Consider the following 24,907-nt stretch of genomic DNA (forward strand, 5'->3'; position numbering starts at 1 on the left):
GATCTGTTAGGAGGTATCGGTCAATTTTTCTGAAATAAGAAAGGTGTGCTCTTTAAATAATAATCGCTACAACGAACGACAAAAAGTGATCTGTGATCTGTTAGGAGGTATCGGTCAATTTTTCTGAAATAAGGAAGTGTTCCCTTTAAACGATAATCGCTACAACAAACGACGAACAACAAAAAGTGATCCGTGATCTGTTAGGAGGTATCGGTCAATTTTTCTAAAATAAGGAGGTGTTCTCTTTAAACGATAATCTCTACAACGAACTACAAAAAGTGATCTGTGATCTGTTAGGAGGTATCGGTAGTTTTTTCTATAATAAGGAAGTATTCTCTTTAAACGATAATCGCTACAACAAACAACCTCACAATATATTTCTATCTTTGAGCTTCATTTATTTTAAACCTTAATTATTATGTACGTGAAAAAAGCTATCGTAGGTACCCTTACAGGTATTACTTTATTTAGTGTTTCGTGTAAGCAAAATTCAGATCAAGCAGACGCTAATCCAAACTGGGATGAGAACAATGCTTTTTTTGCTGACAGTACACTCCCTTATCAAACTGCAGACTTTGATAAAATTAAAAATAAAGATTTTAAACCTGCCATTTTAGAGGGAATGCGTCGTCAAGTAGAGGCTATTGATAAGATCACAAGCAATACAGAGGCGCCTACTTTTGAGAACACCATTGTAGAATTAGAAAAATCCAGCACCTTATTAAATCGTGTTAGTTCTGTCTTTCATTTATTAGTTGGCGCACATACTAATGATGAAATCAAAGCGATTAATCAAGAATTATCTCCAAAGTTTGCAGCACATAATGATGCCATTTATCTAAATGATGCTTTATTTCAAAAAGTAAAACAATTACACGATACTCAGGCAACCTTAGGATTATCTAGTGAACAAGCACGTGTACTTGATGTATATTATCAAGAGTTTGTCCGTTCAGGAGCAAACTTAAAATCTGAGCAAAAAGAAACATTAAAAGGAATAAACCAAGATTTAGCTTCACTTACAACTAAATTTGGCGATCAACTTTTAGCTGCTACTAAATCAGGAAGTGTTGTATTTACAAAAGAAGAGTTAGATGGTCTAAGTGAATCTGAACTAGAAGCCTTCAAACAAACAGATGGTACCTATCTGATTCCATTAAACAACACAACACAACAACCTCTTGCAGCGTCTTTAAACAACAAGGAATCACGTAAAAAACTTTTTGATGCTGGTTGGAGTCGTACAGAAAAAGAAGATGACAACGACACAAGAGCAACAGTCATTGCCATTGCGAAGAAAAGAGCGGAAAAAGCAGAATTGCTAGGATACAAGAATTATGCAGAGTGGAGTTTGCAAGGCAGTATGGCCAACAAACCTGACCAGGCAAAAAAATTAATGGATCAATTAAGTCCGTATGCTGTAGGTGCAGCAAATCAAGAGGCCAAAGAGATTCAAGATTTAATCAATAAAGAGGCGGACCCTTTTACGTTAACTGCTGCTGATTGGGATTATTATGCAGAGAAGATCAGAGAGGAAAAATACGCTTTAAACCTAAATGAGGTAAAACCTTATTTTGAAATGGACGCTGTTTTAGAGCATGGGGTATTCTATATGGCTGAGAAACTATATGGTATTACCTTCCAAGAGCGCAAAGACATTCCCGTTTGGCAAGAGGATGTACGCGTATTTGAAATCTTCAATGAAGACAAAAGTCCAATTGGTTTATTTTATGTAGATTTTTACGCTCGTGAATCTAAGCGTGGTGGCGCTTGGATGAGCAATATCGTTACACAATCCAAATTATTAAACCAAGCTCCAGTAGTATACAACGTTTGTAACTACCAAAAACCAGCTGCAGGACAACCTACTCTTTTATCTCCAGATGAAGTAATCACGATGTTCCATGAATTTGGACATGGTTTACACGGATTCTTATCTGATGTAACCTATCCTTCTGTTGCAGGAACTAGTGTTTCACGTGATTTTGTTGAATTACCTTCACAGTTCCACGAACATTTTGCCTTTTTACCAGAAGTCTTAACCAACTATGCAAAACATTACAAAACAGGAGAGGTTATTCCTGAAAGTTTAATTGCTAAAATGAAAGCTGCTCAAAACTTTAATATTGGGTACGGTTTGACAGAAATTTTAAGCGCTTCTCTATTAGATATGGAGTGGCACACGATTTCCTCCACTACAGAGATTAAGGATGTTGCTACCTTTGAACAACAAGCTTTAGCAAAATATGGCATTAATTTGGCTACCGTTCCTCCAAGATATCGCTCTACGTTTTTTAATCACGTATTTGGCGGTGGATATGCAGCAGGTTATTATTCGTACACTTGGGCAGAAACACTAGACAACGATGCTTTTCAATGGTTGTTAGAACATGGTGGTATGACTCGTGAAAACGGACAAATTTTCAGAGATAAAATTTTATCCCAAGGAAACACTAAACCATCTGATGCCATGTATCGCGAGTTTAGAGGAAAAGATGCAACTATTGATGCTTATTTAAAAATGAAGGGATTTGATCAACAATCCACATTTAAAAACAAGACGAAACTAGATGCTAAAATCTAAATAAAAAAGTCTGAGCGAATTGGCTCAGACTTTTTTTTATACTTCTTTAAAGCTATTGCTCATTTTATTCATATCTTCTTGGTTCTTGTCTTTGTATTCTTTCAAAGTCCAAGTCAATATCTGATAGTAATTTTCTTTCCCCTGAAAAGCAGAGAATTTATAATAAACATCTAATCCTCCGATTCTCGCAGTAAAATCAACAGTTTTTGCTGGTAAATTATGGATTGTGCTTTCTGTCAGTTTTAATTCACTTGGCTCTAACTGATCCAAAGTAGAGGTCAGATACGCTAACGTCGCTTCTGAAAACTGTTGAAATACCATTCCGCCATCGCCTTCCGAATGAAACAACTCATCGATTTCCCTTTTATTTTCTTTAATTACAATCAAATAAAGTTCATCTTGAACGTTTTGCAATTGAAGAGTTGCTTCACCATTCAATCCTCGTGTTTTCTTCATTGTACTAGGTACTTCTACACGAAATGTATCTTCATGTACAATTTCCGTATACGCAGATTTGCGATTACACCCGACAAGTATAACTAAAAGGAGTAATAAACTTCCAATTTTTTTCATATCCATATCTTTAAACAACAAAATACGTACAAAATTACGACTGTTCCAATTCTTTCATAACCTCTGAAAACAACTTCATACTGTATTTTCGTTTATCATAGTCATAAATCGGCGTAGTAATCATTAATTCATCTACTTCGAGTACTTCACAAAAACGATTGAGTTCAGGTAGTAGCTCTTCTTTTGTCCCTATAAAGGAGCACGCTGTCATATTGTAAACTGCAGCTTCTTCTTGTACGTTCCATATACCTTGCATGGAATCAATCGGAGGTTGTAATGGTTTTCTGTCATTGCGAATAATTCCCAAGAACATGCGATAAAAAGAAGTGGCCAATTGTTCTGCTTCATGTGTTGAATCAGCTAAAATAGCATTGACACAGGGCATAAAATACGGTTGACTCAACTGAGTAGAAGGTTTAAAGTTATTCTTGTAAATTCTTCCTGCCATTTGGATCTGATCAGGAGCAAAATGACTCGCAAAGGCGTAAGGGAGTCCCAACTCTGCCGCTAAATAAGCGCTATCAGTACTTGAACCTAAAATCCAAAAAGGGATAGCTAAGCCTTCTCCAGGAAAAGCCCTTACTTTTGCTTCGGCATTAGTTGCACTAAAAAATGTTTTGAGTTCTTGTATCTGCTGTGGAAAAAAACTAGCACTTTGCACATCATTTCGCCTAAGAGCCATTGCGGTTAACTGATCCGTTCCTGGTGCTCTTCCCAACCCTAAATCTATTCGATGAGGATAAAGCGATTCTAACGTTCCAAATTGTTCCGCTATAACCAAGGGTGGATGATTAGGCAACATAATTCCCCCCGAACCCACGCGAATTTTAGTTGTACCACCCGCAACGTATCCAATTAAAACTGCCGTAGCAGAACTTGCTATATGAGGCATATTGTGGTGTTCCGCTAACCAAAACCGATTATACTCTAAATCTTCGGCATGTTGAGCAGTAGCCAACACATTGTTTAACGTCTCTTTCGTTGATTTATTTGCTCCAATTACAGCAAGATCCAAGAAAGAGTAAGCTATATTTTTAGTCATATTACCTATAGTTGTAAAATAATTATTGTAAGCAATTAAAGTAATCAATAAAAAAAGAAAACACTAATCCTCTAGATATGTTTAACATTTGTAGAAATACAGGATATTCATTGTACGAAAAAGCCCATTCGAAGGAATGGGCTATATTTTTTATCGGATCGTTATGGTACAATTCGAAAGATCATCAATAATCGCTAAAGACTCAACGCGCACGCCTTTTTCTTCTAATAATGTTCTTCCCTGTTGGAAAGCTTTTTCAATAATAAATCCCATTCCAACTAAATTTGCTCCTGCTTGCTCAATCAAATCCAACACTCCTACTGCTGCATTCCCATACGCTAAGAAGTCATCAACAAATAATACATTGTCTTCTGGTGTCAAGAAATCATTGCTAATTACTACATCGTATGTTCTGTCTTTGGTGAACGAATGTATTTGCGTATGCAAGATATTATCCATGGTACTCGGCTTTTTCTTCTTTGCAAATACCACAGGAAGATTGAGTAAGTAGCCCGTCATAATCGCTGGTGCAATCCCACTTGCTTCGATAGTCATAATTTTATTCACCTTAGTTGAGGCGAAACGGCGAACAAATTCTACGCCAATGGACTTCATTAAAACAGGATCCATTTGGTGATTAATAAAGCTATCTACTTTTAAAATTCCCCCTTCAAAACACCTTCCGTCTTGAAGAATACGTTGACGTAATAATTCCATTCTCTTGTGTATTGTCTATGAATAAATAAAGGAGATTGTGTTGAATCTCCTTTTTGGTATCTATTGCGAAGGTAAAATAATCGCTAGAGCTTTACAAAATTCCCTCTCGCATTCTTTTACAAATTGAACACGTACGTTTTATTTCTTTCCCTTTAGTACGACAAAAGGGCGAATTACTTTATTACCCAATTTATCGAATGTATTTTCAATATACTGCCAACGTTCTACGTGACTATAACCGATATTCGTTAGGATGCGAATTAACCACTCTGTCCTATAAAAATGAAAAACGTCTTCTTTCGCAAAGGGTTGTTCTTGGGCAAAATCTTCACGTATATAAGAAAGAGCAATACTTCCTCCAGGTTTTAAAACACGGTAAATCTCTGTAAAATACTTCACTGGATCACTCCAAAAATAAACTGTATTTACCGAAAAACAATGATTAAAAGCTTTATCTGAATAAGGAAGTGAATTCAATTCTCCCGTAAGTGTTAATTCTATTTGCTCTTGTTCGAGCGATTCTTTCACTTTAGCTGCCATTTCCATCATCAAGGGAGAAATTTCTACTCCGTGATATCTTATGTTTTTAGCAGCGGAAAAGATATAGGGTAAGTGTTTAGCACTTCCAAATCCAATTTCTAAAACAGCATCCTTTTGATCAAGCTGCAAACGATCTACTGTTTTGTAAATCATATTGCTATTTGATTTAAACATCATTTCAGCCAACTCTTCACCTGCCTGTCCTGAAGGACATCGCAATTGATTTGCAACATCATTTAAATCTAACATACTCATTCCTTCTAATTTTGCTCAAATATAACTATTTAGAATAAATCTACATAATATTACGCTAGTTTATTTTTCAAGCTGAAAGCGCGGAAAGAAAGAACGAAAAACCCCGAAATGCTATTTCGGGGTTTTCCTAACAAAAATAAACTAACAACTCAATAAAGAACAAATACAAAAAGCTATTTGCCATTCGATTGAATTCAACATATAGAGTGCGACAACTATCTCTATATACTCTTAACTATCTTTTATCTCAACAAGGCGTATTCGAATTTCGGATATCCTCTATCACCTTTTTCATTGAAGAAATCTAACATTCTCATTTTATAATAATGTCCTTTTGCATCTTTAATAACATAGAAAACATTTTTATACAAGACTTTTGCGTTAGCCACTTCCCTCCATGTTCCTCCAATGATGGTAAAATCACTAGACAACAAGTTTTCCTCTACATTTTGCAAATTATATGCTTTATAAAAATTTTTATCCCCTGCTGGGATTGTTACTTGATACGCTTTTACACCTCCATAGCTATTCTGAACAATAAAATCTGAATACCCATATGATCCTTTTGGATCACCAGCTTGATCGACTTTATTGGTAAATACCGTAAAGTTCAAATCCCATTTCGTTTTACTTGGTTCTACTTGAACAACGCTATTGGTATTAAAACTAAAGAACGTAAAATTAAAACCTGTTGTTTTAGCGATCAGTACTTCTTTGTGTGTACTTTCATTAAGATCTGCATATTGCAACAAATATCCACCTGAACGCTTTAGAATTCTAATTTTTTTCCATCCACGCTCTTTTCCAGTAACCAAAACTGATCCTGGTTCTACCGCATCCGTCCCTGGATCAAAGCCCATATTCACCAAATACACCTTATTGTTAGCATCTACATCAGAGATCTTGTGAATAGCCGTTTTGTTTGGGTCGCCTGAAGGATCATCAATATACTCCAGGTTTAACGGATCGAATGTACCAATCTTTACTAAGTTTTTCATGGCTTGAATAGCACTGTCATCGCGAACGTCATCAATTGAGTTTGCACCTTTGATTATTCCCGCTGCCATATAAACAGAACCATTTAGACGCACTCTAAATTCATCACTGCTATCAAAAGCTAGATCCCACGAGTTGCGCTTTACTTCGTACATTGCTTTTCCACCTAAATCAACATAAACTTGATTGGGTTGAGTAGGTCCTCCTACATTCGGTGTCATAATACCCCCTAAAGAAGTATCAAAACTAATCATCATGACATTATAACCCTGAATTTTAGGAGTCTTCACATCATAATTCACTTTTACAATAGTAAACTGAATTGTTTTGTCCATTCTATCATAAGGGAAGATCAAATTTTCAAATGTAAATGTTGTGCTTTTTGTTCCTTTCACAATCGGTACAATCAATTTATGATCTACTGTTGCGGGTACTGTTGAAAAATCAACGCCGTATATTGCTTTACTAGGACTAACTTGTAACTCAATAGTTCCATCTCCTTGAGCAATTTCAGAAAAAACCAATTCTACTTCTCTTGATGTTTCAATCTCTCTATAAGGAATGGATGGATCATCAAAAGCTACAATAAAATCACGGATACTGTTATTCCCATTAGTAGAATCTTTCTCACACGAGCTGAAAAAAACAAGTGCAACAATTGCAATAACAAGTTTTCCTAATCTAAAATTCTTCATAATTAAAATCCTAATTTATATTGTAATTTAAAAAAGAAGCTCGTTCCATATCCAATGGGATTTGAAGTAGAACCTCCTGAGTGTCCTGTAGCTCCACTCGTTGTTGAGCGTATATCTTTAATGTCGAATAAATTTCTCACACCAACGGTGGCGTACAACATATTTTTAAAGAACGGTTGTCTTACACTAAAGTCTAACCACGAGTAACTTTCTTGCTTTCCTTTAACATAGTACTCTCCAAATTCATCTGATCCTTTTTTATATCGCTCTTCTTCTCCATTAAACTTATAATACAAAGAGAAGTTTGTACCTGTTTTAGCTAAACGATAATTAACATTGGCAGTAACTTCAGGTGTATATAAGAACTTATCCGTTCCTTTTGGAGCTTGATAAATTTCCTGAGACACCCCTGACATGGTAAAACCAAGACCAAAGTCGAAAGAATTCCAACTCAATTGACTTAAAAAAGTTGCTCCTATATTTCTATACTTATCTGTATTTTCATAAACAAACTTCAATCCTTCTGGATTAATCAATTCTATCAAATCGATTTTATCTGTCACTTCAAGATAACGTCCTGTTAAGCTATTGCTCAATTCCATATTATCTCCTAGGATAAAGGTCTTTTTAAAATTTAAAAAGGCTGTCTTTCCCTTTTCTGGATTTAGGTTTTCATTTCCTTGTAGATCGTGATTGACGTCGACAAAATACGTATAGAGTTCTTCGTAATTTGGCAAACGAGGCGATGTTCCGACTGTTCCTCTAATTTCATAATCACCAGGAAGCACATATTTCAAGACTAAACTCAATGCATGTTGACTATCAAATGTATTGGAAGTCATCAAACGGTACCCTGGACGAACCATTAATCTTGGAAAAACATTGATCTCAGAAGAAGCGTAAAAATCATAGCTTCCCAATGCTTTTTTCGTTGGGTTCTCTGCTAATTGTTCAGACATTGCAGAATATCCGTTCGTGTACGCTACTTCATATCCAACTTGAAACTTTGCTTTTTCTAATTGAATAAAATCACTAAATGTTCCTCTAGAAAAGAATACTTCTCTACTTTCACTTTTAAATGAACTTTTATCGTATTTTTCATCGTACATAATGCGGTATCTGTACTTATCTGTTTCTCTTTCCTGTTTTTGGTAAGAAAAGGATAAATCAAATTGAAACAAATCTTCTAACTTCCCTGAAGTATTCAAAACATTAGACCAACGCTTCGTATTCAAAATGCGATCATTAGCTACGGGATTGATTGTTTCAAAAACGGGATCTTCATTTATATTAAACAACTTGGCATAGTCTTTCATGCGTTCGTCGAAGAATTCAAACTTATAGTAAACGCGATATGAATTCTTGTGATAGTTTAAAAAACCTTTGACGTTGTTTTGGTTTTTAGGTAACCATTCATGTCCCCTCTTCGGCTCATCACCATAATATGTATGTCCTTTTCTTTGGTCATACCATCCTTTAAAGTCGGTATGTGTATAGGAAACACTTGCATATAAGTTGTCATTAATATTGTGTCCCATAGTAATCCCTTGAATATGCTTTCCTTTGTTTTTCCAGTCATACTCACTTCCAACGGTTTCCTCTTGTACGAAAAAGTTTACATTCCAATCATTGATATTATTCTTCTTCGTAATGATATTGATAATTCCCGTTACTGCATTAGCACCATAGTCTACGCCCATTGCACCTTCCACAATTTCAATTTGTTCAATATCATCTAAGTTGATTTGGGTTAAATCAGTATTATTACCAAACCCTTCATCAGAAATCATAGGGACATTATCGATAAGAATGGTAAAATATTGAGCATCTAAACCAAACATTTTAACAGTAGAACGGCCCGTCGTGGCATTGGGTAGAATAGAAATATTCATTACTTGATTTAATGCATCAGCTAAAGTAACCGCTCCTAAGTTCTCAATTCGCTGTCTATTTAGTATCGTAACATTATTTACAGCTTTATTGATGGACTGCGGATTATATTGACCTGAAATAACAATTTCTTCCAATTTTTGTTCCGGCTCTTTGATCGTATCATTTATTTGAGCAACGACAGTCGAACTTAACGTGAGTAAGGTACCTGTTGCAAGCAGTAGTGAACGTTTCATTTATATGTAAAGTCTTTTATTTAGATAGATTCTTAATTGCAAAGATAAGAAAATATATTATTTAAACTCATTTTAAATAATATATTTTTATAAAAAAAAGCGAAGTTTTTCACTTCGCTTTTATGTTATACTTTGAGCTTCTAGTTTTTAGGTAAAAACACTTCTGCCATCATACATCTTGCACTTCCGCCTCCACATGCTTCAATAGTATCCAAACTACTATGTAGGATTGTTGCATGTTTTTCAAGTGTTTTAATTTGTCCGTCTGTTAAGCTATTAAAAGCTTGTGTAGACATGACTACGTATTTTTGATCATTTGCACCTAATACTTGCAACATATTACCAGCGAAGTTATTCACTTGGTCTTCTGTAATCAGTACTACTTCCTTTCCTGATTCTTTTAAGTGATTCAAAACAATCTTTCGCTCTTGCTTATCGTCAATTGTATCAGCACAAATAACAGCAAAGGTATCCCCTAAGCACATCATTACATTGGTGTGATAAATATTTTTACGTTCTCCATCAACCGTTTGAAAGGCTTCAAAAATCACAGGATTCATTTCGAAATCTTCACAAAACTCGATAACTAATCCTTCATCTGCACGAGGCGACAAAGCACAGTAAGCAATTTCATTGGTTCTATCTAGCAATAAGTTCCCTGTTCCCTCCAAGAACAAGTCATCTTCTTCCGCTGAAGTATAATCCCAAATATCAGTGATCACAAAACCTTGTTCCTCAAGAATATCTAATAGATCTTCTCTTCGCTCTAAACGTCTGTTTTCAGCGAACATTGGATATAGAACTACTTCTCCTGATTCGTGAAAAGAAATCCAGTTATTTGGAAAAATACTATCTGGCGTATCTGGATCTACGGTATCATCAACTACGGTAACATGTACACCGACAGCGCGTAATTTTTCAACAAAGGTGTCAAATTCTTGTTGTGCCTTTGCATTTACTGTTGCTGGTGTCAAATTATCCAGTACCTTTTGGTAGTAGTTATTCACTGCAGTTTGCTCATTCATGCGAAAAGCAACCGGGCGAATCATCAGAATATTATTTGTTATCTGTTTCATACTATTCAAATTAATCTCTTATTAAAGGTAAAGTAGAACATCTCAATAAGCCTTCTTGTTTCGCAATTTCGGCATAAGGAATTTCTTCTACAGTTATATTGTGACTTCTCAACCAATTATTTAAGCGCGTGAAGTTTCTTTCAGAAACAACAACATCAGGTGCGATAGAGAAAATATTTGAATTCATGTGATACATTTCCTCTCTTGTAATTTGGAATAAGTTATCTTCTCCAAAGATGTCCACTAAATATTGATATTCCTTTTCATCATAGAAACCTCCTTTATAAATGATTGCTTTATCAACTCCCACGGGTTGAAAACAACAATCTAAGTGTAAAGCATTATCTCTTGGTTCCACTTTTGACTTCACTAAATCAAAACTCTTGATTGTTTTATTAGGAAACAACTCACGAATAAATTCAACGCCTAGTTCATTCGTACGAGCAGTAATATAGTTACGATAATCAGGTCGTTTATAGGATCCAATAAAGATATGATCATTCCACAACATTACATCACCACCTTCGAAATGCATTTCCTCTGGTGCGGATATAATATCGCTGGGATTTATTTGTTCTAAAACGTAGTTTATAGCAGCTAATTCTCTGTCTCGATCGGGAAGTATATTGGCTTTGATAAATTTATTATCAATAACGAATCCAATGTCTCGAGTAAAAATTTGATTGTAATCTTCAATGATTTCAGGTCGAAATACCTTTACGTTGTATTTTTCAAAAACTTGATTAAAGGCGTCCATTTCGCGTACCATATCTGCTTCAATAGGATATGTTCCTGCTTTAATATGCTCTAATGATTTAGGATCATAGGCTTCTTCAATCGTAGGTGTGGGTCCATTACTAACGGCAGTGCCTAGGACCACAGCCCGCAAGCGAGAAGTTTCATTTTTTACATTTACTTGTAACATATAGTTTCATTTTGTACAAATATAGTAAAACCCCTTTTGATTGGTGTTTGTTTTTTAGCTTTTTGTTTTTTGGGTTAATGAGAAGATGAGAGGGCTAACAAAAAAAGGAAATGAGCAAAGCTCATTTCCTTTTTTTATCTTATACTGAACAGAAAATTACTTTCTTTCGTTCATTGGAACAAATTCTCTCAAAGCCTCTCCTACGTATAATTGACGTGGACGTCCAATTGGTTCTTTGTTGATTCTCATTTCTTTCCACTGAGCGATCCATCCAGGTAAACGACCGATAGCGAACATCACGGTAAACATTTCTGTTGGGATACCTAAAGCTCTGTAGATAATTCCAGAGTAGAAATCTACGTTTGGATATAAATGACGATCTACGAAGTACGGATCTTTTAATGCTGCTGCTTCTAATTGTTTAGCAATATCAAGAACAGGATCATCTACTCCTAATTTTGCTAATACTTCATCCGCTGCTTTCTTAATGATACGCGCTCTTGGATCGAAGTTTTTGTATACGCGGTGACCGAATCCCATTAAACGGAATGGATCATCTTTATCTTTTGCTTTGTTAATGTATTTCTCAACATCTCCACCATCATTTTGGATAGCTTCCAACATTTCCAATACAGCTTGGTTAGCACCTCCATGAAGAGGTCCCCAAAGTGCAGAAACACCAGCAGAGATAGAAGCGAATAAACCAGCATGAGAAGAACCTACCATTCTTACAGTAGCAGTCGAACAGTTTTGTTCGTGATCTGCGTGCAAGATGAACAATTTATCAATTGCATTCTTGATAATAGGATCAATTTCATAAGGCTCTGTAGGTAAAGCAAACATCAAATTCAAGAAATTATCTACATAGCTTTTTGTGTTATTGTAGTAATTTAAAGGATATCCTTTTGCTTTTCTATATGTCCAAGTTGCGATAACTAAGAACTTGCTCATTGTTTTACAAACAGCCTCGTATAGGCTCTTTTCACATTCTGCATCAACTACTTTTGGATTAAAAGCAGTTAAAGCACTTGTCAAAGAAGCTAACACTCCCATTGGGTGAGCTGTTTTAGGGAAACCGTCAATGATATTCTTCATTTCTTCGTTTACTAACGAATATTTGCGAATATCCTTTTCAAACTGAGTTATTTGCTCTTGCGTTGGTAACTCACCGAAAATAATCAAATAAGAAACTTCTAAAAAGTTAGATTTAGCAGCAAGGTCCTCGATTGAATAGCCTCTATATCTTAAAATTCCTTGTTCCCCATCTAAGAAAGTAATTGCACTTTGGCATGAACCAGAATTTTTATATCCTGGATCTAAAGTGATAGCCCCTGTTAATGCACGTAATTTTAAGATATCAATTGCTACTTCGTTTTCAGTACCAACTAATACTGGTAGTTCGTGTCTTTGACCATCAACTTCTATAAAAGCTGTTTTAGACATATTGTTATTTTTTATTTTTCTTTACTTTTTATTTCTATAATTAAAACATCCTAAAATGTTTTTTGCAGTTGGAAAGATATGAAATATTATGCTTACATACAAGCTATAAAAGCTAATAATAATCATTGATTCACAACATTTTCGACACAATTTCTAGAAAGATATCTTGTTATAAACAATTATATTTCAATCTACAATATACTATTAAAAAAATAATAAATAATCATATTTTTTACAAAAAAAGCCTCAACTTAATAAGTTGAGGCTTTTTTATCAAAATGATAAAATTACATTATTTTAAAAGCTTTCTCTTGTGGATAATAAGCAACATCGCCTAATTCTTCCTCAATACGAAGCAATTGATTGTATTTTGCCATACGATCTGAACGCGAAGCAGAACCTGTTTTAATTTGTCCGCAATTCAATGCTACAGCCAAATCAGCGATTGTACTGTCTTCTGTTTCTCCAGAACGGTGCGACATTACAGAAGTAAATCCAGCGTTTTTCGCCATGTTAACCGCTGCAATTGTCTCTGTTAAGGTTCCGATTTGATTTACTTTAATAAGGATAGAGTTACCAATACCTTCTTTGATTCCTCTTTCTAGACGCGTAACATTCGTAACGAATAAATCATCTCCAACTAATTGTACAGTGGTTCCAATTTTATCTGTTAGGTATTTCCAACCTTCCCAGTCATCTTCATGCATACCATCTTCAATAGAGATAATAGGATACTTAGCAGCTAATTCCGCTAAATAGTCTGCTTGCTCTTGTGAAGTGCGAACTTTTCCTAAATCACCCTCAAATTTTGTATAATCGTACGCACCGTTTACATAAAATTCAGAAGCTGCGCAGTCTAAAGCTAGCATAATTTCATCTCCAAAACGGTATCCCGCGTTTTCAACTGCTACTTTGATTGAATCTAATGCATCTTCGGTTCCTTTCAACGTTGGTGCAAATCCCCCTTCATCACCAACAGCTGTACTTAATTGTCTGTCGTGCAATACTTTTTTCAAGTGATGGAAAATTTCCGTCCCCATTTGCATAGCATGTGAGAAAGTGATTGCTTTCACAGGCATAATCATGAACTCTTGAAAAGCGATAGGTGCATCAGAGTGAGATCCTCCATTAATGATATTCATCATTGGAACAGGTAACGTATTAGCAGAAACTCCTCCTACATAGCGATACAAAGGCATTCCTAATTCTTCCGCTGCTGCTTTTGCAACTGCTAATGAAACACCTAGAATAGCGTTTGCTCCTAAATTTCCTTTATTCGGCGTACCATCTAAATCAATCATTAATTGATCGATATAGTTTTGTTCGAATACGCTTAATCCTACAATATTTTCAGCAATAACTGTATTTACATTCTCAACAGCTTTCAAAACGCCTTTACCCATAAAAGCTTGTCCACCATCTCTTAGTTCGACAGCTTCGTGTTCTCCTGTAGATGCTCCTGATGGAACAGCAGCTCTACCTAAACTACCATTACTAGTAATTACATCAACTTCAACAGTTGGATTACCTCTAGAATCTAAAATTTGACGTGCGTGAACGCTTAAAATTGTACTCATAATCAAAGTGTGTGTTAATAATTGGATGATATGCTAATGTAGTGTCAGTTTATCGTCCATTGTGTTGTGTATTTATACTTTTTCAAAGCTTTTTACTACAGCGAGTAAGCTTTTTATTTTTTACTCATATTCGCAACAAAATCGTCGAATAGATATCTTGAATCGTGTGGTCCAGGGCTAGATTCTGGGTGGTATTGTACAGAGAAAACAGCCTTGTTTTTCATACGCACTCCTGCAACAGTTTGATCATTCAAGTGTAAATGCGAAATTTCTAACGTCGGATGATTCGTCAACGCCTCTTTAATTACAGCGAATCCGTGGTTTTGTGATGTAATCTCACCTTTCCCCGTTAATACATTCAATACTGGGTGGTTTACACCTCTATGTCCACTAAACATTTTATATGTACCTACACCTTGTGACAAACAGATTAATTGGTGTCCTAAACAAATACCAAATACAGGCAATGCTCCATCTACAACTTGTTTGACAACCGTTAAAACTCCTTTAGCTGCTAATGCTTGTGGATCCCCAGGTCCGTTTGATAAGAAAATACCAGCTGGATCGAACGAAAGTAAATCTTCGTAAGAACTATCATAAGGAAAAACTTTCACGTAACAGTCACGTTCAGCTAAACAGCGTAAAATATTGGTTTTGATTCCCAAGTCTAATACCGAAACGCGATAGGTAGCTTCTGGGTTACCGTAGAAATAAGGTTCTTTAGTAGAAACTAGAGAAGAAAGCTCTAAACCTTCCATCGATGGAACTTCTTTCAACAAAGCTTTTAGCTCTTCTACCGTTTTTCCATCGGTACTTAAAACTGCATTCATAGCACCATTGTCTCTGATATAAGCAGTTAAAGCACGTGTATCAACGTCGGAAATAGCTACCAATTGATGCGCATCAAAATAGTCATATAAACTACCATCCGCATCTGGACGTGAGAATTCATAACTAAAGTTCTTACATACTAATCCAGCGATTTTAATACCATCAGAATCAACTTCGTCTGCATTAACGCCGTAGTTACCAATATGAGGATTAGTAGCAAGCATAATCTGTCCATAATAAGACGGATCAGTAAATACTTCTTGATACCCTGTCATTCCGGTATTAAAACAGATTTCACCAAAAGCTGTTCCTTTAATACCAATTGATTTCCCATAAAAAACGGTGCCATCTGCTAAAACAATGATACCGTCTTCTTTTCTTTTATATTCCATGTGTAAGTTGTATTGTAGTGATGCAAAAATAAAGCAAAAAAAAGGACATTCTAAAAAGAATGTCCTTTTAATTTTATAATGAAAACATATATAATGAATAGTTATTATTCATTTGTTTCTGTTTCAGTTGTAGCAGCTTCAGCTTGAGGAGCGTCAACAGTTTCAGCTTTCTTCTTCCCTCTACGAGTCGATTTCTTCGCTTCTTTCTTCGCTACATTGTAAATTTCGTTGAAGTCAACGAATTCAATCATAGCCATATCTGCGTTATCCCCTAAACGGTTACCTAACTTGATGATACGAGTGTATCCTCCTGGACGGTCACCTACTTTTTGAGCAACTTCTCTGAACAATTCTGTAACAGCTTCTTTGCTTCTCAAGTAAGAGAACACAACACGACGATTATGCGTATCGTCAGTTTTAGCTTTAGTTACTAATGGTTCGATATATTGTTTTAATGCTTTTGCTTTAGCTACAGTAGTATTGATACGCTTGTGCTCAATTAAAGAACAAGCCATATTAGCTAACATAGAATTTCTATGTCCAGCTTTTCTACCTAAGTGATTTATTTTTTTTCCGTGTCTCATTGCGTTATCGAATTTAGACTTTAGCGGTCTAGATTATTCTTTATCTAATTTGTATTTTGATAGATCCATACCAAAATTTAATCCTTTCACAGCTACTAATTCTTCTAATTCAGAAAGAGACTTCTTACCGAAGTTTCTGAATTTCATCAAATCGTTTTTGTTAAAAGATACTAAATCTCCTAATGTATCTACTTCAGCCGCCTTTAAACAATTTAACGCTCGAACTGAAAGATCTAAATCTACCAATTTAGTTTTTAGAAGCTGTCTCATATGCAATGATTCTTCATCGTATGATTCAGTTTGAGCAATTTCATCAGCCTCTAAAGTAATTCTCTCGTCTGAGAACAGCATAAAATGATGAATCAATGTTTTAGCTGCTTCTGTTAAGGCGTCTTTTGGATGAATAGAACCGTCTGTAATGATATCAAAAACCAACTTTTCATAGTCTGTTTTTTGCTCCACACGGTAATTTTCTATAGCATACTTAACGTTCTTAACTGGAGTATAAATCGAGTCTGTGAAGATTGTTCCGATTGGTGCATTAGGTTTTCTATTCTCCTCTGCAGCAACGTAACCTCTACCCTTTTCGATTGTTAAATCCATTGTAATACTTACACTGCTTTCGCAATTGAAGATAACTAACTCCGGATTTAATACTTGGAAATTAGAGATGAACTTCTGGAAATCACCAGCAGTCATTTGTTCTTTCCCTGAAAAAGTGATACTTACAGATTCATTATCTACATCTTCTACCTGACGTTTGAAACGCACTTGCTTAAGGTTAAGGATAATTTCAGTAACATCCTCAACAACACCAGCGATGGTAGAAAACTCGTGATCAACTCCTTCGATACGTACTGAAGTAATAGCATACCCCTCTAACGAAGACAGAAGTACTCTTCTCAATGCATTACCAATAGTCAATCCATATCCCGGTTCTAAAGGTCTAAATTCGAATTTACCTCTAAAATCGGTCGAATCAATCATGATAACTTTATCGGGCTTTTGAAAATTAAATATTGCCATATTTGTTTCGACTGAATGTCAATTATTATTTGTTGTACAACTCTACGATTAACTGTTCTTTGATGTTTTCTGGAACTTGAAGTCTTTGAGGTACAGCAACGAAAGTACCTTCTAAAGTTTCAGGATTCCAAGTAATCCACTCATAAACAGAACTAGAATTAGATAACGAACGTTCGATAACTTCTAAAGATTTAGATTTTTCACGAACAGCAACTTTATCACCAGCTTTTAATTGGTAAGAAGGAATATTCACTACTTCACCGTTAACTGTGATATGTCTGTGAGAAACTATTTGACGTGCAGCTCTACGAGAAGGAGCAATTCCCATTCTGTAAACTACGTTATCTAATCTCGATTCACACAATTGAATCAATACCTCACCAGTAACTCCACGAGCAGCCGCAGCTTTCTTGTAAATATTACGGAATTGCTTTTCTAAGATACCGTATGTGTATTTTGCTTTTTGTTTCTCCATTAACTGAACAGCATATTCAGATTTTTTAGCTCTTTTTTTAGCTAATCCGTGCTGTCCTGGAGGGTAGTTTCTTTTTTCGAATGATTTGTCATCTCCGAAAATAGCTTCGCCGAATTTACGAGCGATTTTTGTTTGTGGACCAGTATATCTTGCCATTTTTCAAAATAAAAAAAAAGGTAGGGATTATGAATTCAGGTCACTTTCCTCCGATAATCTATCCTACCTTTGGTTATACTATAAATTAAACTCTTCTTCTCTTAGGAGGACGACAACCGTTGTGTGGCATTGGAGTAATATCGATAATCTCAGTTACTTCAATTCCACCGTTATGTAAAGATCTGATTGCAGATTCTCTTCCGTTTCCTGGACCTTTAACATAAACTTTTACTTTTTTCAATCCTGCCTCTAGTGCAACTCTACCACAATCTTCAGCAGCCATCTGAGCAGCATACGGAGTGTTCTTTTTAGAACCTCTGAATCCCATTTTACCTGCAGACGACCAAGAGATTACTTCACCTTTCTTGTTAGTTAAAGAAATAATGATATTGTTGAATGTTGCATTAATATGAGCTTCACCTGTTGTTTCTACAACAACTTTACGCTTTTTTGTATTCGCTTTAGCCATATTACTACTTATTATTTAGTTGCTTTTTTCTTGTTAGCAACAGTTTTTCTTTTACCTTTTCTCGTTCTCGAGTTATTTTTCGTTCTTTGTCCTCTTAAAGGAAGTCCCGTTCTATGACGGATTCCTCTGTAACAACCGATATCCATTAAACGTTTGATGTTTAAAGAAATCTCTGAACGTAATTCACCTTCAATTTTGAAATGACCTACTGCCTCACGGATCGCTCCGATCTCGTCATCATTCCAATCTTGTACTTTCTTATCTTCGTCAACTTTAGCTGCTGCTAAGATTTCTTTGGCTCTACTAGAACCAATTCCGAAGATGTAAGTTAAAGCAATAACTCCTCTTTTGTATTTAGGTATGTCTACCCCTGCGATTCTTGCCATAATTATCCTTGTCTTTGTTTAAATCTAGGATTCTTTTTATTAATAACGTAAAGTCTACCTTTTCTACGTACTATGATGCACTCGGCACTTCTTTTTTTAACTGATGCTCTTACTTTCATTTTAATAGCCTCTTTAATATCTATAAGTAATTCTTGCTTTGGTCAAGTCATATGGACTCATTTCCAGTTTCACTCGATCACCAGGTAACAATTTAATGTAGTGCATACGCATTTTCCCTGAGATGTGCGCGATAACAACGTGACCATTTTCTAATTCTACTCGGAACATTGCATTAGACAATGCTTCAATTATTGCTCCGTCTTGTTCTATTGCTGATTGTTTTGCCATAAAAATTAAGCTGTCGCTCTTCTATTTTTACCACTAGTCATCATACTATCATATTGTTTATTCAATAAGTATGAGTTCACTTGTTGGATTGTATCAATTACAACGCTCACCATAATTAATAGTGAAGTTCCACCATAAAACATCGCCCATCCTTGTTGTACTCCTAAGATGCTAACAATAATTGCTGGAAAAACAGCAATGATAGCAAGATAAAGAGACCCTGGGAATGTAATCAACGACATAATTCTATCTAAGAAATCTGCAGTTTCAGAACCCGGTTTAACACCAGGAATAAAACCACCACTTCGCTTCAAGTCGTCTGCCATTTTATTAGTAGGTACTGTAATCGCGGTGTAAAAGTACGTAAAAATAATGATTAATAAAGCAAAAAGTAAATTATACTCCCAACCGAACACATTATGGAATGTATTACTGATTGATTTTGCAGTATCTGAAGTTGATAAACCAGCTACAGCAGCAGGCACAAACATGATCGCTTGAGCGAAGATAATTGGCATAACTCCTGAAGCATTTAGTTTTAAAGGAATCCATTGACGGTTTCCTCCTAACATGGATTGATCATAAGTCCCAGACGCGCTACGACGAGCATATTGCACTGGTATTCTTCTTACAGCAAGTGTCAAATAGATACAAGCAACGATAATCAATAACCATAAAATTACCTCAATAACAACTAACATTGGTCCTCCGTTATTTTCTGTAATACGCGATTGGAACTCTTGGATGAAAGACATAGGAAGTCTTGCAATAATTCCAACCATGATTAATAACGAAATACCATTTCCAATCCCTTTATCAGTAATTTTTTCTCCTAACCACATAGCAAAGATAGTTCCGGCAGTTAGTATCATTACTGAAGAAAACAAGAATGAGAAAGAATTAAAACCTAGCAAAAATGCATCTGACGGCAATTGCACATACAAGTTATAGATATAACTTGGCCCTTGTAACAAGGTAATACCTATAGTTAACCATCTTGTAATTTGATTCATTTTCTTTCTACCGCTTTCTCCATCATTTTGTAATTTTTGCAGATAAGGAACCGCAATTCCCATCAGCTGCACCACAATGGAAGCAGAAATGTAAGGCATAATACCTAAAGCAAAAACAGATGCCTGTGCAAATGCACCACCTGTAAAAACGTTAATTAACCATCCAATTCCTTGATCTGTTTGATCTGTCAACGCTTGCAATTTCGTTGCATCAATACCTGGTAGAGTTACTTGTGTACCGAATCGGTACACAAGTAATAGTCCTAATGTGATTAAGATTTTATTTTTTAACTCTTCAATTTTCCAGATACTGGCTAATGTTTCAAAAAACTTCTTCATCCTGTTCACTAAGATTTTATAACGTTACAACTTCTCCTCCTGCTGCTTCGATAGCTGCTTGGGCAGAAGCTGAAAATTTATGAGCAGAAACTTTTAATTTTGCTTTTAGCTCTCCACGTCCTAAAACCTTAACTAAACTGTTTTTAGTAGCTAATCCTAAATCAACTAATTGTGAAAAATCTACAGTATCAGTTACTTTTCCGCTATCAACAAGACCTTGTAAAGTCTCTAAGTTAATCACAGCGTACTCAACTCTGTTAATGTTTTTGAAACCGAATTTAGGTACACGTCTTTGAAGTGGCATTTGCCCTCCTTCAAATCCGATCTTTTTCGAATAACCTGAACGTGATTTAGCACCTTTATGTCCTTTTGTAGAAGTTCCTCCTTTTCCAGAACCTTCACCACGACCAACACGTTTGTTTTGGTTGTGTACTGAACCGTTTGCTGGTTGTAAATTACTTAAATTCATCTATTGCGAATATTATTTAATTTCTTCTACAGAAACTAAGTGTTGAACTTTATTTACCATTCCTAAAATTGCAGTAGAAGCATCATGTTCAACTACTTGACCAATTTTACGAAGTCCTAAAGCCTCTAATGTTCTCTTTTGGTTAAGAGGACATTTAATTTGGCTTTTTACTTGTTTTATTTTGATTTTCGACATAATCTTTCAAATTAACCTTTAAATACTTTTTCTAAAGAAATTCCTCTTTGTTTTGCAACTGTAGAAGCGCTTCTTAATCGTAATAAAGCATCGAAAGTAGCTTTCACCACGTTATGTGGATTCGAAGAACCTTGAGATTTAGATAATAAATCTGTAATTCCTACAGCTTCAACCACCGCTCTCACAGAACCTCCAGCAATAACTCCCGTACCTAGTGATGCAGGCATCAACAATACACGTGCTCCACTGAATTTTCCTTTTTGTTCGTGCGGAATAGTATGTCCGTTTAATGGAATTTTAACTAAGTTTTTCTTCGCATCCTCTACTGCTTTCGCAATAGCTTCAGATACATCTTTTGATTTACCTAAACCGTGACCCACTACACCGTTTTCGTCACCTACTACAACAACAGCAGAAAAACCAAAAGCTCTTCCCCCTTTTGTTACTTTAGTAACACGGTTAACACTAACCAAACGATCTTTTAAATCAAGACCGCTTGGTTTTACAAATTCTACGTTTTTATAATTTTGATACATAACTAATTAGAATTTTAATCCAGCTTCTCTAGCGCCGTCTGCTAATGATTTAACACGTCCGTGGTATAAATAACCGTTTCTATCAAAAGATACGGTTTCAATACCAGCTTTTAAAGCTTTCTCTGCGATTAGTTTTCCAACCGATGCAGCAGTTTCAACATTGGTTCCTCTTGTTATCCCAGCTTCTCTTGATGATGCCGAAACTAAAGTTACTCCATTTACGTCATCTATGATTTGTGCATAGATCTCTTTATTACTTCTGAATACAGAAAGTCTAGTTTTAGCAGGTGTACCGCTAACTGTCTTTCTAATTCTGAACTTTATACGTTGTCTTCTTTCAGATTTTGTTAATGACATAGTCTTAATTTTTAAGCTGATTTACCTGCTTTTCTTCTCAATTCCTCACCTACAAATTTAATTCCTTTTCCTTTGTAAGGCTCTGGCTTACGGAAAGAACGGATTTTTGCAGCTACTTGACCTACTAATTGTTTGTCATGAGAAGTTAATTTCACTAAAGGGTTTTTCCCTTTTTCTGATATTGTTTCAACTACAACTTCTGGAGCAACTTCTAACACGATATTGTGAGAGAATCCTAAAGCTAAATCTAACTTTTGCCCTTGGTTTGCAGCACGGTAACCTACCCCTACAAACTCTAAAGTGATAGTAAATCCTTCAGAAACACCAGTAATCATATTGTTAATCAAGCTACGGTATAATCCGTGTTTTGCTCTTTCATCTTTATTGTCAGATGATCTTTCAACAATCACTTGATTATCTTCAACTTTAACACTAACTGTATCGAATTCCTGAGTAAGCTCTCCTAATTTACCTTTAACAACAATAACGCCTTCTTGAACATCAACTGTTACTCCAGCAGGAATTGTTATCGGACTTTTTCCTATTCTTGACATTTCTTAGTCTTTTTAAATTAGTATACGTAACAAACTACTTCTCCACCAACATTTAACTGTTTTGCTTGTTTTCCAGTCATCAATCCTTTTGATGTTGAAACAATCGCAATTCCTAAACCATTTAAGATTCTTGGAAGGTCACTTGCAGAAGCGTATTTACGCAAACCTGGTTTACTAATTCTTTGGATATCTCTAATCACAGACTCTTTTGTGTCTTTGTCGTATTTCAAAGCTATTTTGATTGTACCTTGCACGGTAGTATCATCAAATTTATAGCTTAAGATATATCCTTGATCGAATAAAATTTTCGTGATTTCTTTTTTGAAGTTAGATGCTGGGATCTCTACCACTTTGTGGTTTGCACGCACAGCATTTCTAATTCTTGTAAGGAAATCTGCTATTGGATCTGTATACATTGTTTTTACCTTTAAATCTTAATTACCAACTTGCCTTTTTAACTCCTGGTATTAACCCTTGGTTAGCCATCTCACGGAAAGTAACACGAGAAATACCGAATTGACGCATATACCCTCTAGGTCTTCCAGTTAATTTACATCTGTTGTGTAAACGTACAGGAGAAGCATTTTTAGGTAATTTTTGTAACCCTTCGTAGTCACCTGCTTCTAAAAGAGCTTTTCTTTTGTCTGCGTATTTAGCTACTAATGCTTGTCTTTTAACCTCACGGGCTTTCATTGATTCTTTAGCCATAACTCTTAATTCTTTTTAAAAGGTAATCCTAATTCAGCTAGTAAAGATTTCGCTTCTTTATCTGTGTTAGCAGATGTTACAAACGTAATATCAAAACCAGCGATTTTGTTTACTTTATCAATATTGATTTCAGGGAAAATAATTTGCTCAGTTACACCTAAGTTATAATTTCCTCTACCGTCGAATCCTTCAGATTTAATACCAGAGAAATCTCTCACTCGTGGTAAAGCAGAAGTAACTAAGCGATCTAAGAATTCATACATTCTTTCACCACGTAAAGTAACTTTAGCTCCGATCGGCATACCTTTTCTCAATTTGAAAGAAGCAACGTCTTTCTTAGAAATAGTAGCAACAGCTTTTTGTCCTGTAATTTTAGTCAATTCCTCAACTGCGTAATCAACTAATTTTTTATCAGATACAGCTGCACCTACACCACGGCTAACAACAATTTTCTCAAGTTTAGGAACTTGCATAATGTTCTTGTATCCAAACTCCTCTTTAAGAGCAGAGATCACTCTGCTTTTATATTCTTCTTTAAGTCTTGGTATATAAGCCATAACTATAATACTTGATTTGATTTTTTAGAAACTCTTACATTTTTTCCATTTTCATTTCTTTGGATCGCTACTTTCGTAGTATCGTTAGTTTTAGGATCTACGATCGCTAAATTTGAAATATGGATAGGAGCCTCTTTTTTAACAATACCACCTTGAGGGTTAGTAGCACTAGGCTTAACATGCTTAGAAATGATGTTTACCCCTTCAACAATAGCTTTGTTCTTTTCGCGTAATACACGTACGATCTTTCCTTCTGATCCTTTGTGATCACCAGCAATAACACGTACAGTATCTCCTGTTTTTATCTTTAGCTTAATCATGTTTAGAACGAATTACAACACCTCTGGTGCTAATGATACAATTTTCATGAATTGTTTTTCACGAAGTTCTCTTGCTACTGGTCCAAAAACACGAGTTCCTTTCATTTCACCTGCAGCATTTAATAATACACAAGCGTTATCATCGAATCTAATGTATGATCCATCAGCTCTTCTAACCTCTTTTTTAGTGCGAACAACTACAGCAGTAGAAACAGCACCTTTTTTAACGCTTCCATTTGGAGTTGCGTCTTTGACACTTACTACAATTTTATCTCCTACTGAAGCGTAACGACGCTTTGTCCCACCTAATACACGGATAGTCAAAACCTCTTTTGCTCCCGTGTTATCTGCTACTTTAAGTCTAGATTCTTGTTGTACCATAATTATTTCGCTCTTTCAATGATTTCAACTAATCTCCAACATTTTGATTTAGATAATGGACGAGTCTCCATAATTCTAACTGTATCACCAATGTTGCAGTCGTTCGTTTCGTCGTGAGCAACATATTTCTTAGTTTGCTTCACGAATTTTCCATATAATGGGTGTTTTACTTTCTTTACTTCAGAAACAACAATAGATTTCTCCATTTTGTTACTAGTAACAACACCTATTCTTTCTTTTCTTTCTTTTCTATTTTCCATCT

The 24,907-nt window shown here is 35.4% G+C and carries 31 protein-coding genes; 1 reads left to right on the forward strand and 30 read right to left on the reverse strand.

The features are described from left to right. The first annotated feature begins 418 nt into the window (after positions 1-418). Complete coding sequence (locus ACPDG9_RS01005) at positions 419-2,584, forward strand: M3 family metallopeptidase (protein WP_430526003.1); 2,166 nt, start codon at positions 419-421, stop codon at positions 2,582-2,584. Between the two features lie 36 nt (positions 2,585-2,620). Here ACPDG9_RS01005 and ACPDG9_RS01010 read toward each other — a convergent pair whose 3' ends face one another. The 30 genes from ACPDG9_RS01010 to rpsQ form a co-directional block, all read right to left on the reverse strand. After that, positions 2,621-3,157 carry a hypothetical protein gene (locus ACPDG9_RS01010; protein ID WP_430526004.1) on the reverse strand — a complete coding sequence of 179 codons (537 nt, stop codon included), beginning with the start codon at positions 3,155-3,157 and terminating at the stop codon, positions 2,621-2,623. Between the two features lie 34 nt (positions 3,158-3,191). Next, positions 3,192-4,199 (reverse strand): LLM class flavin-dependent oxidoreductase, encoded by a 1,008-nt coding sequence (locus ACPDG9_RS01015; RefSeq protein WP_430526005.1) that lies wholly within the window; start codon positions 4,197-4,199, stop codon positions 3,192-3,194. Between the two features lie 150 nt (positions 4,200-4,349). Beyond that, positions 4,350-4,916, reverse strand: coding sequence for a xanthine phosphoribosyltransferase (gene xpt / locus ACPDG9_RS01020; protein WP_430526006.1), 567 nt, complete (start codon positions 4,914-4,916; stop codon positions 4,350-4,352). 138 nt (positions 4,917-5,054) lie between these two features. Further along, positions 5,055-5,711, reverse strand: coding sequence for a class I SAM-dependent methyltransferase (locus ACPDG9_RS01025; protein ID WP_430526007.1), 657 nt, complete (start codon positions 5,709-5,711; stop codon positions 5,055-5,057). A gap of 242 nt (positions 5,712-5,953) precedes the next feature. Next, positions 5,954-7,402: an HmuY family protein gene (locus tag ACPDG9_RS01030; protein WP_430526008.1), complete on the reverse strand. Its 1,449-nt coding sequence runs from the start codon at positions 7,400-7,402 to the stop codon at positions 5,954-5,956. Positions 7,403-7,404: 2 nt separating this feature from the next. Beyond that, positions 7,405-9,528 carry a TonB-dependent receptor plug domain-containing protein gene (locus ACPDG9_RS01035; RefSeq protein ID WP_430526009.1) on the reverse strand — a complete coding sequence of 708 codons (2,124 nt, stop codon included), beginning with the start codon at positions 9,526-9,528 and terminating at the stop codon, positions 7,405-7,407. 140 nt (positions 9,529-9,668) lie between these two features. Then, positions 9,669-10,604, reverse strand: coding sequence for a citrulline utilization hydrolase CtlX (ctlX, locus tag ACPDG9_RS01040; RefSeq protein ID WP_430526010.1), 936 nt, complete (start codon positions 10,602-10,604; stop codon positions 9,669-9,671). Between the two features lie 10 nt (positions 10,605-10,614). Further along, positions 10,615-11,529: a dimethylarginine dimethylaminohydrolase family protein gene (locus ACPDG9_RS01045; RefSeq protein WP_430526011.1), complete on the reverse strand. Its 915-nt coding sequence runs from the start codon at positions 11,527-11,529 to the stop codon at positions 10,615-10,617. Positions 11,530-11,685: 156 nt separating this feature from the next. Beyond that, positions 11,686-12,972, reverse strand: a complete 1,287-nt coding sequence (locus ACPDG9_RS01050) for a citrate synthase (protein WP_182647116.1) — start codon at positions 12,970-12,972, stop codon at positions 11,686-11,688. 287 nt (positions 12,973-13,259) lie between these two features. Further along, complete coding sequence (gene eno, locus ACPDG9_RS01055) at positions 13,260-14,549, reverse strand: phosphopyruvate hydratase (protein WP_430526012.1); 1,290 nt, start codon at positions 14,547-14,549, stop codon at positions 13,260-13,262. A 113-nt stretch (positions 14,550-14,662) separates the two neighbouring features. Further along, positions 14,663-15,772, reverse strand: coding sequence for a glutamine-hydrolyzing carbamoyl-phosphate synthase small subunit (gene carA / locus ACPDG9_RS01060; protein ID WP_430526013.1), 1,110 nt, complete (start codon positions 15,770-15,772; stop codon positions 14,663-14,665). A gap of 104 nt (positions 15,773-15,876) precedes the next feature. Beyond that, on the reverse strand, positions 15,877-16,356 hold the full coding sequence (gene rplQ / locus ACPDG9_RS01065; protein WP_430526014.1) for a 50S ribosomal protein L17: 480 nt from the start codon (positions 16,354-16,356) through the stop codon (positions 15,877-15,879). 33 nt (positions 16,357-16,389) lie between these two features. Further along, positions 16,390-17,382, reverse strand: coding sequence for a DNA-directed RNA polymerase subunit alpha (locus ACPDG9_RS01070; RefSeq protein WP_182647120.1), 993 nt, complete (start codon positions 17,380-17,382; stop codon positions 16,390-16,392). 25 nt (positions 17,383-17,407) lie between these two features. After that, complete coding sequence (rpsD, locus tag ACPDG9_RS01075) at positions 17,408-18,013, reverse strand: 30S ribosomal protein S4 (protein WP_430526015.1); 606 nt, start codon at positions 18,011-18,013, stop codon at positions 17,408-17,410. Positions 18,014-18,098: 85 nt separating this feature from the next. Continuing rightward, positions 18,099-18,482: a 30S ribosomal protein S11 gene (gene rpsK / locus ACPDG9_RS01080; RefSeq protein ID WP_158962485.1), complete on the reverse strand. Its 384-nt coding sequence runs from the start codon at positions 18,480-18,482 to the stop codon at positions 18,099-18,101. A gap of 11 nt (positions 18,483-18,493) precedes the next feature. Further along, on the reverse strand, positions 18,494-18,868 hold the full coding sequence (gene rpsM / locus ACPDG9_RS01085; protein WP_430526016.1) for a 30S ribosomal protein S13: 375 nt from the start codon (positions 18,866-18,868) through the stop codon (positions 18,494-18,496). Between the two features lie 2 nt (positions 18,869-18,870). Beyond that, positions 18,871-18,987 (reverse strand): type B 50S ribosomal protein L36, encoded by a 117-nt coding sequence (gene ykgO / locus ACPDG9_RS01090; protein WP_002987490.1) that lies wholly within the window; start codon positions 18,985-18,987, stop codon positions 18,871-18,873. Positions 18,988-19,000: 13 nt separating this feature from the next. Further along, positions 19,001-19,216, reverse strand: coding sequence for a translation initiation factor IF-1 (infA, locus tag ACPDG9_RS01095; protein ID WP_002987492.1), 216 nt, complete (start codon positions 19,214-19,216; stop codon positions 19,001-19,003). Between the two features lie 5 nt (positions 19,217-19,221). After that, positions 19,222-20,568 (reverse strand): preprotein translocase subunit SecY, encoded by a 1,347-nt coding sequence (gene secY / locus ACPDG9_RS01100; protein WP_002987494.1) that lies wholly within the window; start codon positions 20,566-20,568, stop codon positions 19,222-19,224. Positions 20,569-20,584: 16 nt separating this feature from the next. After that, on the reverse strand, positions 20,585-21,037 hold the full coding sequence (gene rplO, locus ACPDG9_RS01105; protein WP_430526017.1) for a 50S ribosomal protein L15: 453 nt from the start codon (positions 21,035-21,037) through the stop codon (positions 20,585-20,587). Between the two features lie 12 nt (positions 21,038-21,049). After that, positions 21,050-21,232, reverse strand: coding sequence for a 50S ribosomal protein L30 (rpmD, locus tag ACPDG9_RS01110; RefSeq protein WP_002987496.1), 183 nt, complete (start codon positions 21,230-21,232; stop codon positions 21,050-21,052). Positions 21,233-21,243: 11 nt separating this feature from the next. Further along, positions 21,244-21,768: a 30S ribosomal protein S5 gene (gene rpsE / locus ACPDG9_RS01115; RefSeq protein WP_182647123.1), complete on the reverse strand. Its 525-nt coding sequence runs from the start codon at positions 21,766-21,768 to the stop codon at positions 21,244-21,246. A 6-nt stretch (positions 21,769-21,774) separates the two neighbouring features. Beyond that, positions 21,775-22,125, reverse strand: a complete 351-nt coding sequence (gene rplR / locus ACPDG9_RS01120; RefSeq protein WP_430526018.1) for a 50S ribosomal protein L18 — start codon at positions 22,123-22,125, stop codon at positions 21,775-21,777. An 11-nt stretch (positions 22,126-22,136) separates the two neighbouring features. Next, positions 22,137-22,679, reverse strand: coding sequence for a 50S ribosomal protein L6 (gene rplF, locus ACPDG9_RS01125; RefSeq protein ID WP_430526019.1), 543 nt, complete (start codon positions 22,677-22,679; stop codon positions 22,137-22,139). A gap of 17 nt (positions 22,680-22,696) precedes the next feature. Next, on the reverse strand, positions 22,697-23,095 hold the full coding sequence (gene rpsH, locus ACPDG9_RS01130; RefSeq protein WP_182647126.1) for a 30S ribosomal protein S8: 399 nt from the start codon (positions 23,093-23,095) through the stop codon (positions 22,697-22,699). Between the two features lie 22 nt (positions 23,096-23,117). Beyond that, positions 23,118-23,387: a 30S ribosomal protein S14 gene (gene rpsN, locus ACPDG9_RS01135; protein ID WP_002987503.1), complete on the reverse strand. Its 270-nt coding sequence runs from the start codon at positions 23,385-23,387 to the stop codon at positions 23,118-23,120. A 5-nt stretch (positions 23,388-23,392) separates the two neighbouring features. Next, complete coding sequence (gene rplE, locus ACPDG9_RS01140; protein WP_182626737.1) at positions 23,393-23,944, reverse strand: 50S ribosomal protein L5; 552 nt, start codon at positions 23,942-23,944, stop codon at positions 23,393-23,395. A gap of 2 nt (positions 23,945-23,946) precedes the next feature. Further along, entirely contained in the window at positions 23,947-24,264 is a 318-nt protein-coding gene (gene rplX, locus ACPDG9_RS01145; protein ID WP_060874042.1) for a 50S ribosomal protein L24, read from the reverse strand. A 12-nt stretch (positions 24,265-24,276) separates the two neighbouring features. After that, on the reverse strand, positions 24,277-24,645 hold the full coding sequence (gene rplN, locus ACPDG9_RS01150) for a 50S ribosomal protein L14 (RefSeq protein WP_430526020.1): 369 nt from the start codon (positions 24,643-24,645) through the stop codon (positions 24,277-24,279). A gap of 2 nt (positions 24,646-24,647) precedes the next feature. Further along, the gene (gene rpsQ, locus ACPDG9_RS01155; protein ID WP_182626739.1) at positions 24,648-24,905 is read right to left on the reverse strand and encodes a 30S ribosomal protein S17; all 258 of its coding nucleotides are present in this window, start codon (positions 24,903-24,905) and stop codon (positions 24,648-24,650) included. Between the last annotated feature and the right edge of the window lie 2 nt (positions 24,906-24,907).

It is taken from the genome of Myroides sp. C6-3 (assembly GCF_050522425.1).
GTDB lineage: Bacteria > Bacteroidota > Bacteroidia > Flavobacteriales > Flavobacteriaceae > Flavobacterium.

Bases quoted from the DNA above. Each gene is read 5' to 3' on its own strand.
- ACPDG9_RS01005 (WP_430526003.1), top strand. From the start codon at position 419: ATGTACGTGAAAAAAGCTATCGTAGGTACCCTTACAGGTATTACTTTA.
- ACPDG9_RS01010 (WP_430526004.1), bottom strand. From the start codon at position 3,157: ATGAAAAAAATTGGAAGTTTATTACTCCTTTTAGTTATACTTGTCGGG.
- ACPDG9_RS01015 (WP_430526005.1), bottom strand. From the start codon at position 4,199: ATGACTAAAAATATAGCTTACTCTTTCTTGGATCTTGCTGTAATTGGA.
- xpt (WP_430526006.1), bottom strand. From the start codon at position 4,916: ATGGAATTATTACGTCAACGTATTCTTCAAGACGGAAGGTGTTTTGAA.
- ACPDG9_RS01025 (WP_430526007.1), bottom strand. From the start codon at position 5,711: ATGAGTATGTTAGATTTAAATGATGTTGCAAATCAATTGCGATGTCCT.
- ACPDG9_RS01030 (WP_430526008.1), bottom strand. From the start codon at position 7,402: ATGAAGAATTTTAGATTAGGAAAACTTGTTATTGCAATTGTTGCACTT.
- ACPDG9_RS01035 (WP_430526009.1), bottom strand. From the start codon at position 9,528: ATGAAACGTTCACTACTGCTTGCAACAGGTACCTTACTCACGTTAAGT.
- ctlX (WP_430526010.1), bottom strand. From the start codon at position 10,604: ATGAAACAGATAACAAATAATATTCTGATGATTCGCCCGGTTGCTTTT.
- ACPDG9_RS01045 (WP_430526011.1), bottom strand. From the start codon at position 11,529: ATGTTACAAGTAAATGTAAAAAATGAAACTTCTCGCTTGCGGGCTGTG.
- ACPDG9_RS01050 (WP_182647116.1), bottom strand. From the start codon at position 12,972: ATGTCTAAAACAGCTTTTATAGAAGTTGATGGTCAAAGACACGAACTA.
- eno (WP_430526012.1), bottom strand. From the start codon at position 14,549: ATGAGTACAATTTTAAGCGTTCACGCACGTCAAATTTTAGATTCTAGA.
- carA (WP_430526013.1), bottom strand. From the start codon at position 15,772: ATGGAATATAAAAGAAAAGAAGACGGTATCATTGTTTTAGCAGATGGC.
- rplQ (WP_430526014.1), bottom strand. From the start codon at position 16,356: ATGAGACACGGAAAAAAAATAAATCACTTAGGTAGAAAAGCTGGACAT.
- ACPDG9_RS01070 (WP_182647120.1), bottom strand. From the start codon at position 17,382: ATGGCAATATTTAATTTTCAAAAGCCCGATAAAGTTATCATGATTGAT.
- rpsD (WP_430526015.1), bottom strand. From the start codon at position 18,013: ATGGCAAGATATACTGGTCCACAAACAAAAATCGCTCGTAAATTCGGC.
- rpsK (WP_158962485.1), bottom strand. From the start codon at position 18,482: ATGGCTAAAGCGAATACAAAAAAGCGTAAAGTTGTTGTAGAAACAACA.
- rpsM (WP_430526016.1), bottom strand. From the start codon at position 18,868: ATGGCAAGAATCGCAGGGGTAGACATACCTAAATACAAAAGAGGAGTT.
- ykgO (WP_002987490.1), bottom strand. From the start codon at position 18,987: ATGAAAGTAAGAGCATCAGTTAAAAAAAGAAGTGCCGAGTGCATCATA.
- infA (WP_002987492.1), bottom strand. From the start codon at position 19,216: ATGGCAAAACAATCAGCAATAGAACAAGACGGAGCAATAATTGAAGCA.
- secY (WP_002987494.1), bottom strand. From the start codon at position 20,568: ATGAAGAAGTTTTTTGAAACATTAGCCAGTATCTGGAAAATTGAAGAG.
- rplO (WP_430526017.1), bottom strand. From the start codon at position 21,037: ATGAATTTAAGTAATTTACAACCAGCAAACGGTTCAGTACACAACCAA.
- rpmD (WP_002987496.1), bottom strand. From the start codon at position 21,232: ATGTCGAAAATCAAAATAAAACAAGTAAAAAGCCAAATTAAATGTCCT.
- rpsE (WP_182647123.1), bottom strand. From the start codon at position 21,768: ATGTATCAAAATTATAAAAACGTAGAATTTGTAAAACCAAGCGGTCTT.
- rplR (WP_430526018.1), bottom strand. From the start codon at position 22,125: ATGTCATTAACAAAATCTGAAAGAAGACAACGTATAAAGTTCAGAATT.
- rplF (WP_430526019.1), bottom strand. From the start codon at position 22,679: ATGTCAAGAATAGGAAAAAGTCCGATAACAATTCCTGCTGGAGTAACA.
- rpsH (WP_182647126.1), bottom strand. From the start codon at position 23,095: ATGTATACAGATCCAATAGCAGATTTCCTTACAAGAATTAGAAATGCT.
- rpsN (WP_002987503.1), bottom strand. From the start codon at position 23,387: ATGGCTAAAGAATCAATGAAAGCCCGTGAGGTTAAAAGACAAGCATTA.
- rplE (WP_182626737.1), bottom strand. From the start codon at position 23,944: ATGGCTTATATACCAAGACTTAAAGAAGAATATAAAAGCAGAGTGATC.
- rplX (WP_060874042.1), bottom strand. From the start codon at position 24,264: ATGATTAAGCTAAAGATAAAAACAGGAGATACTGTACGTGTTATTGCT.
- rplN (WP_430526020.1), bottom strand. From the start codon at position 24,645: ATGGTACAACAAGAATCTAGACTTAAAGTAGCAGATAACACGGGAGCA.
- rpsQ (WP_182626739.1), bottom strand. From the start codon at position 24,905: ATGGAAAATAGAAAAGAAAGAAAAGAAAGAATAGGTGTTGTTACTAGT.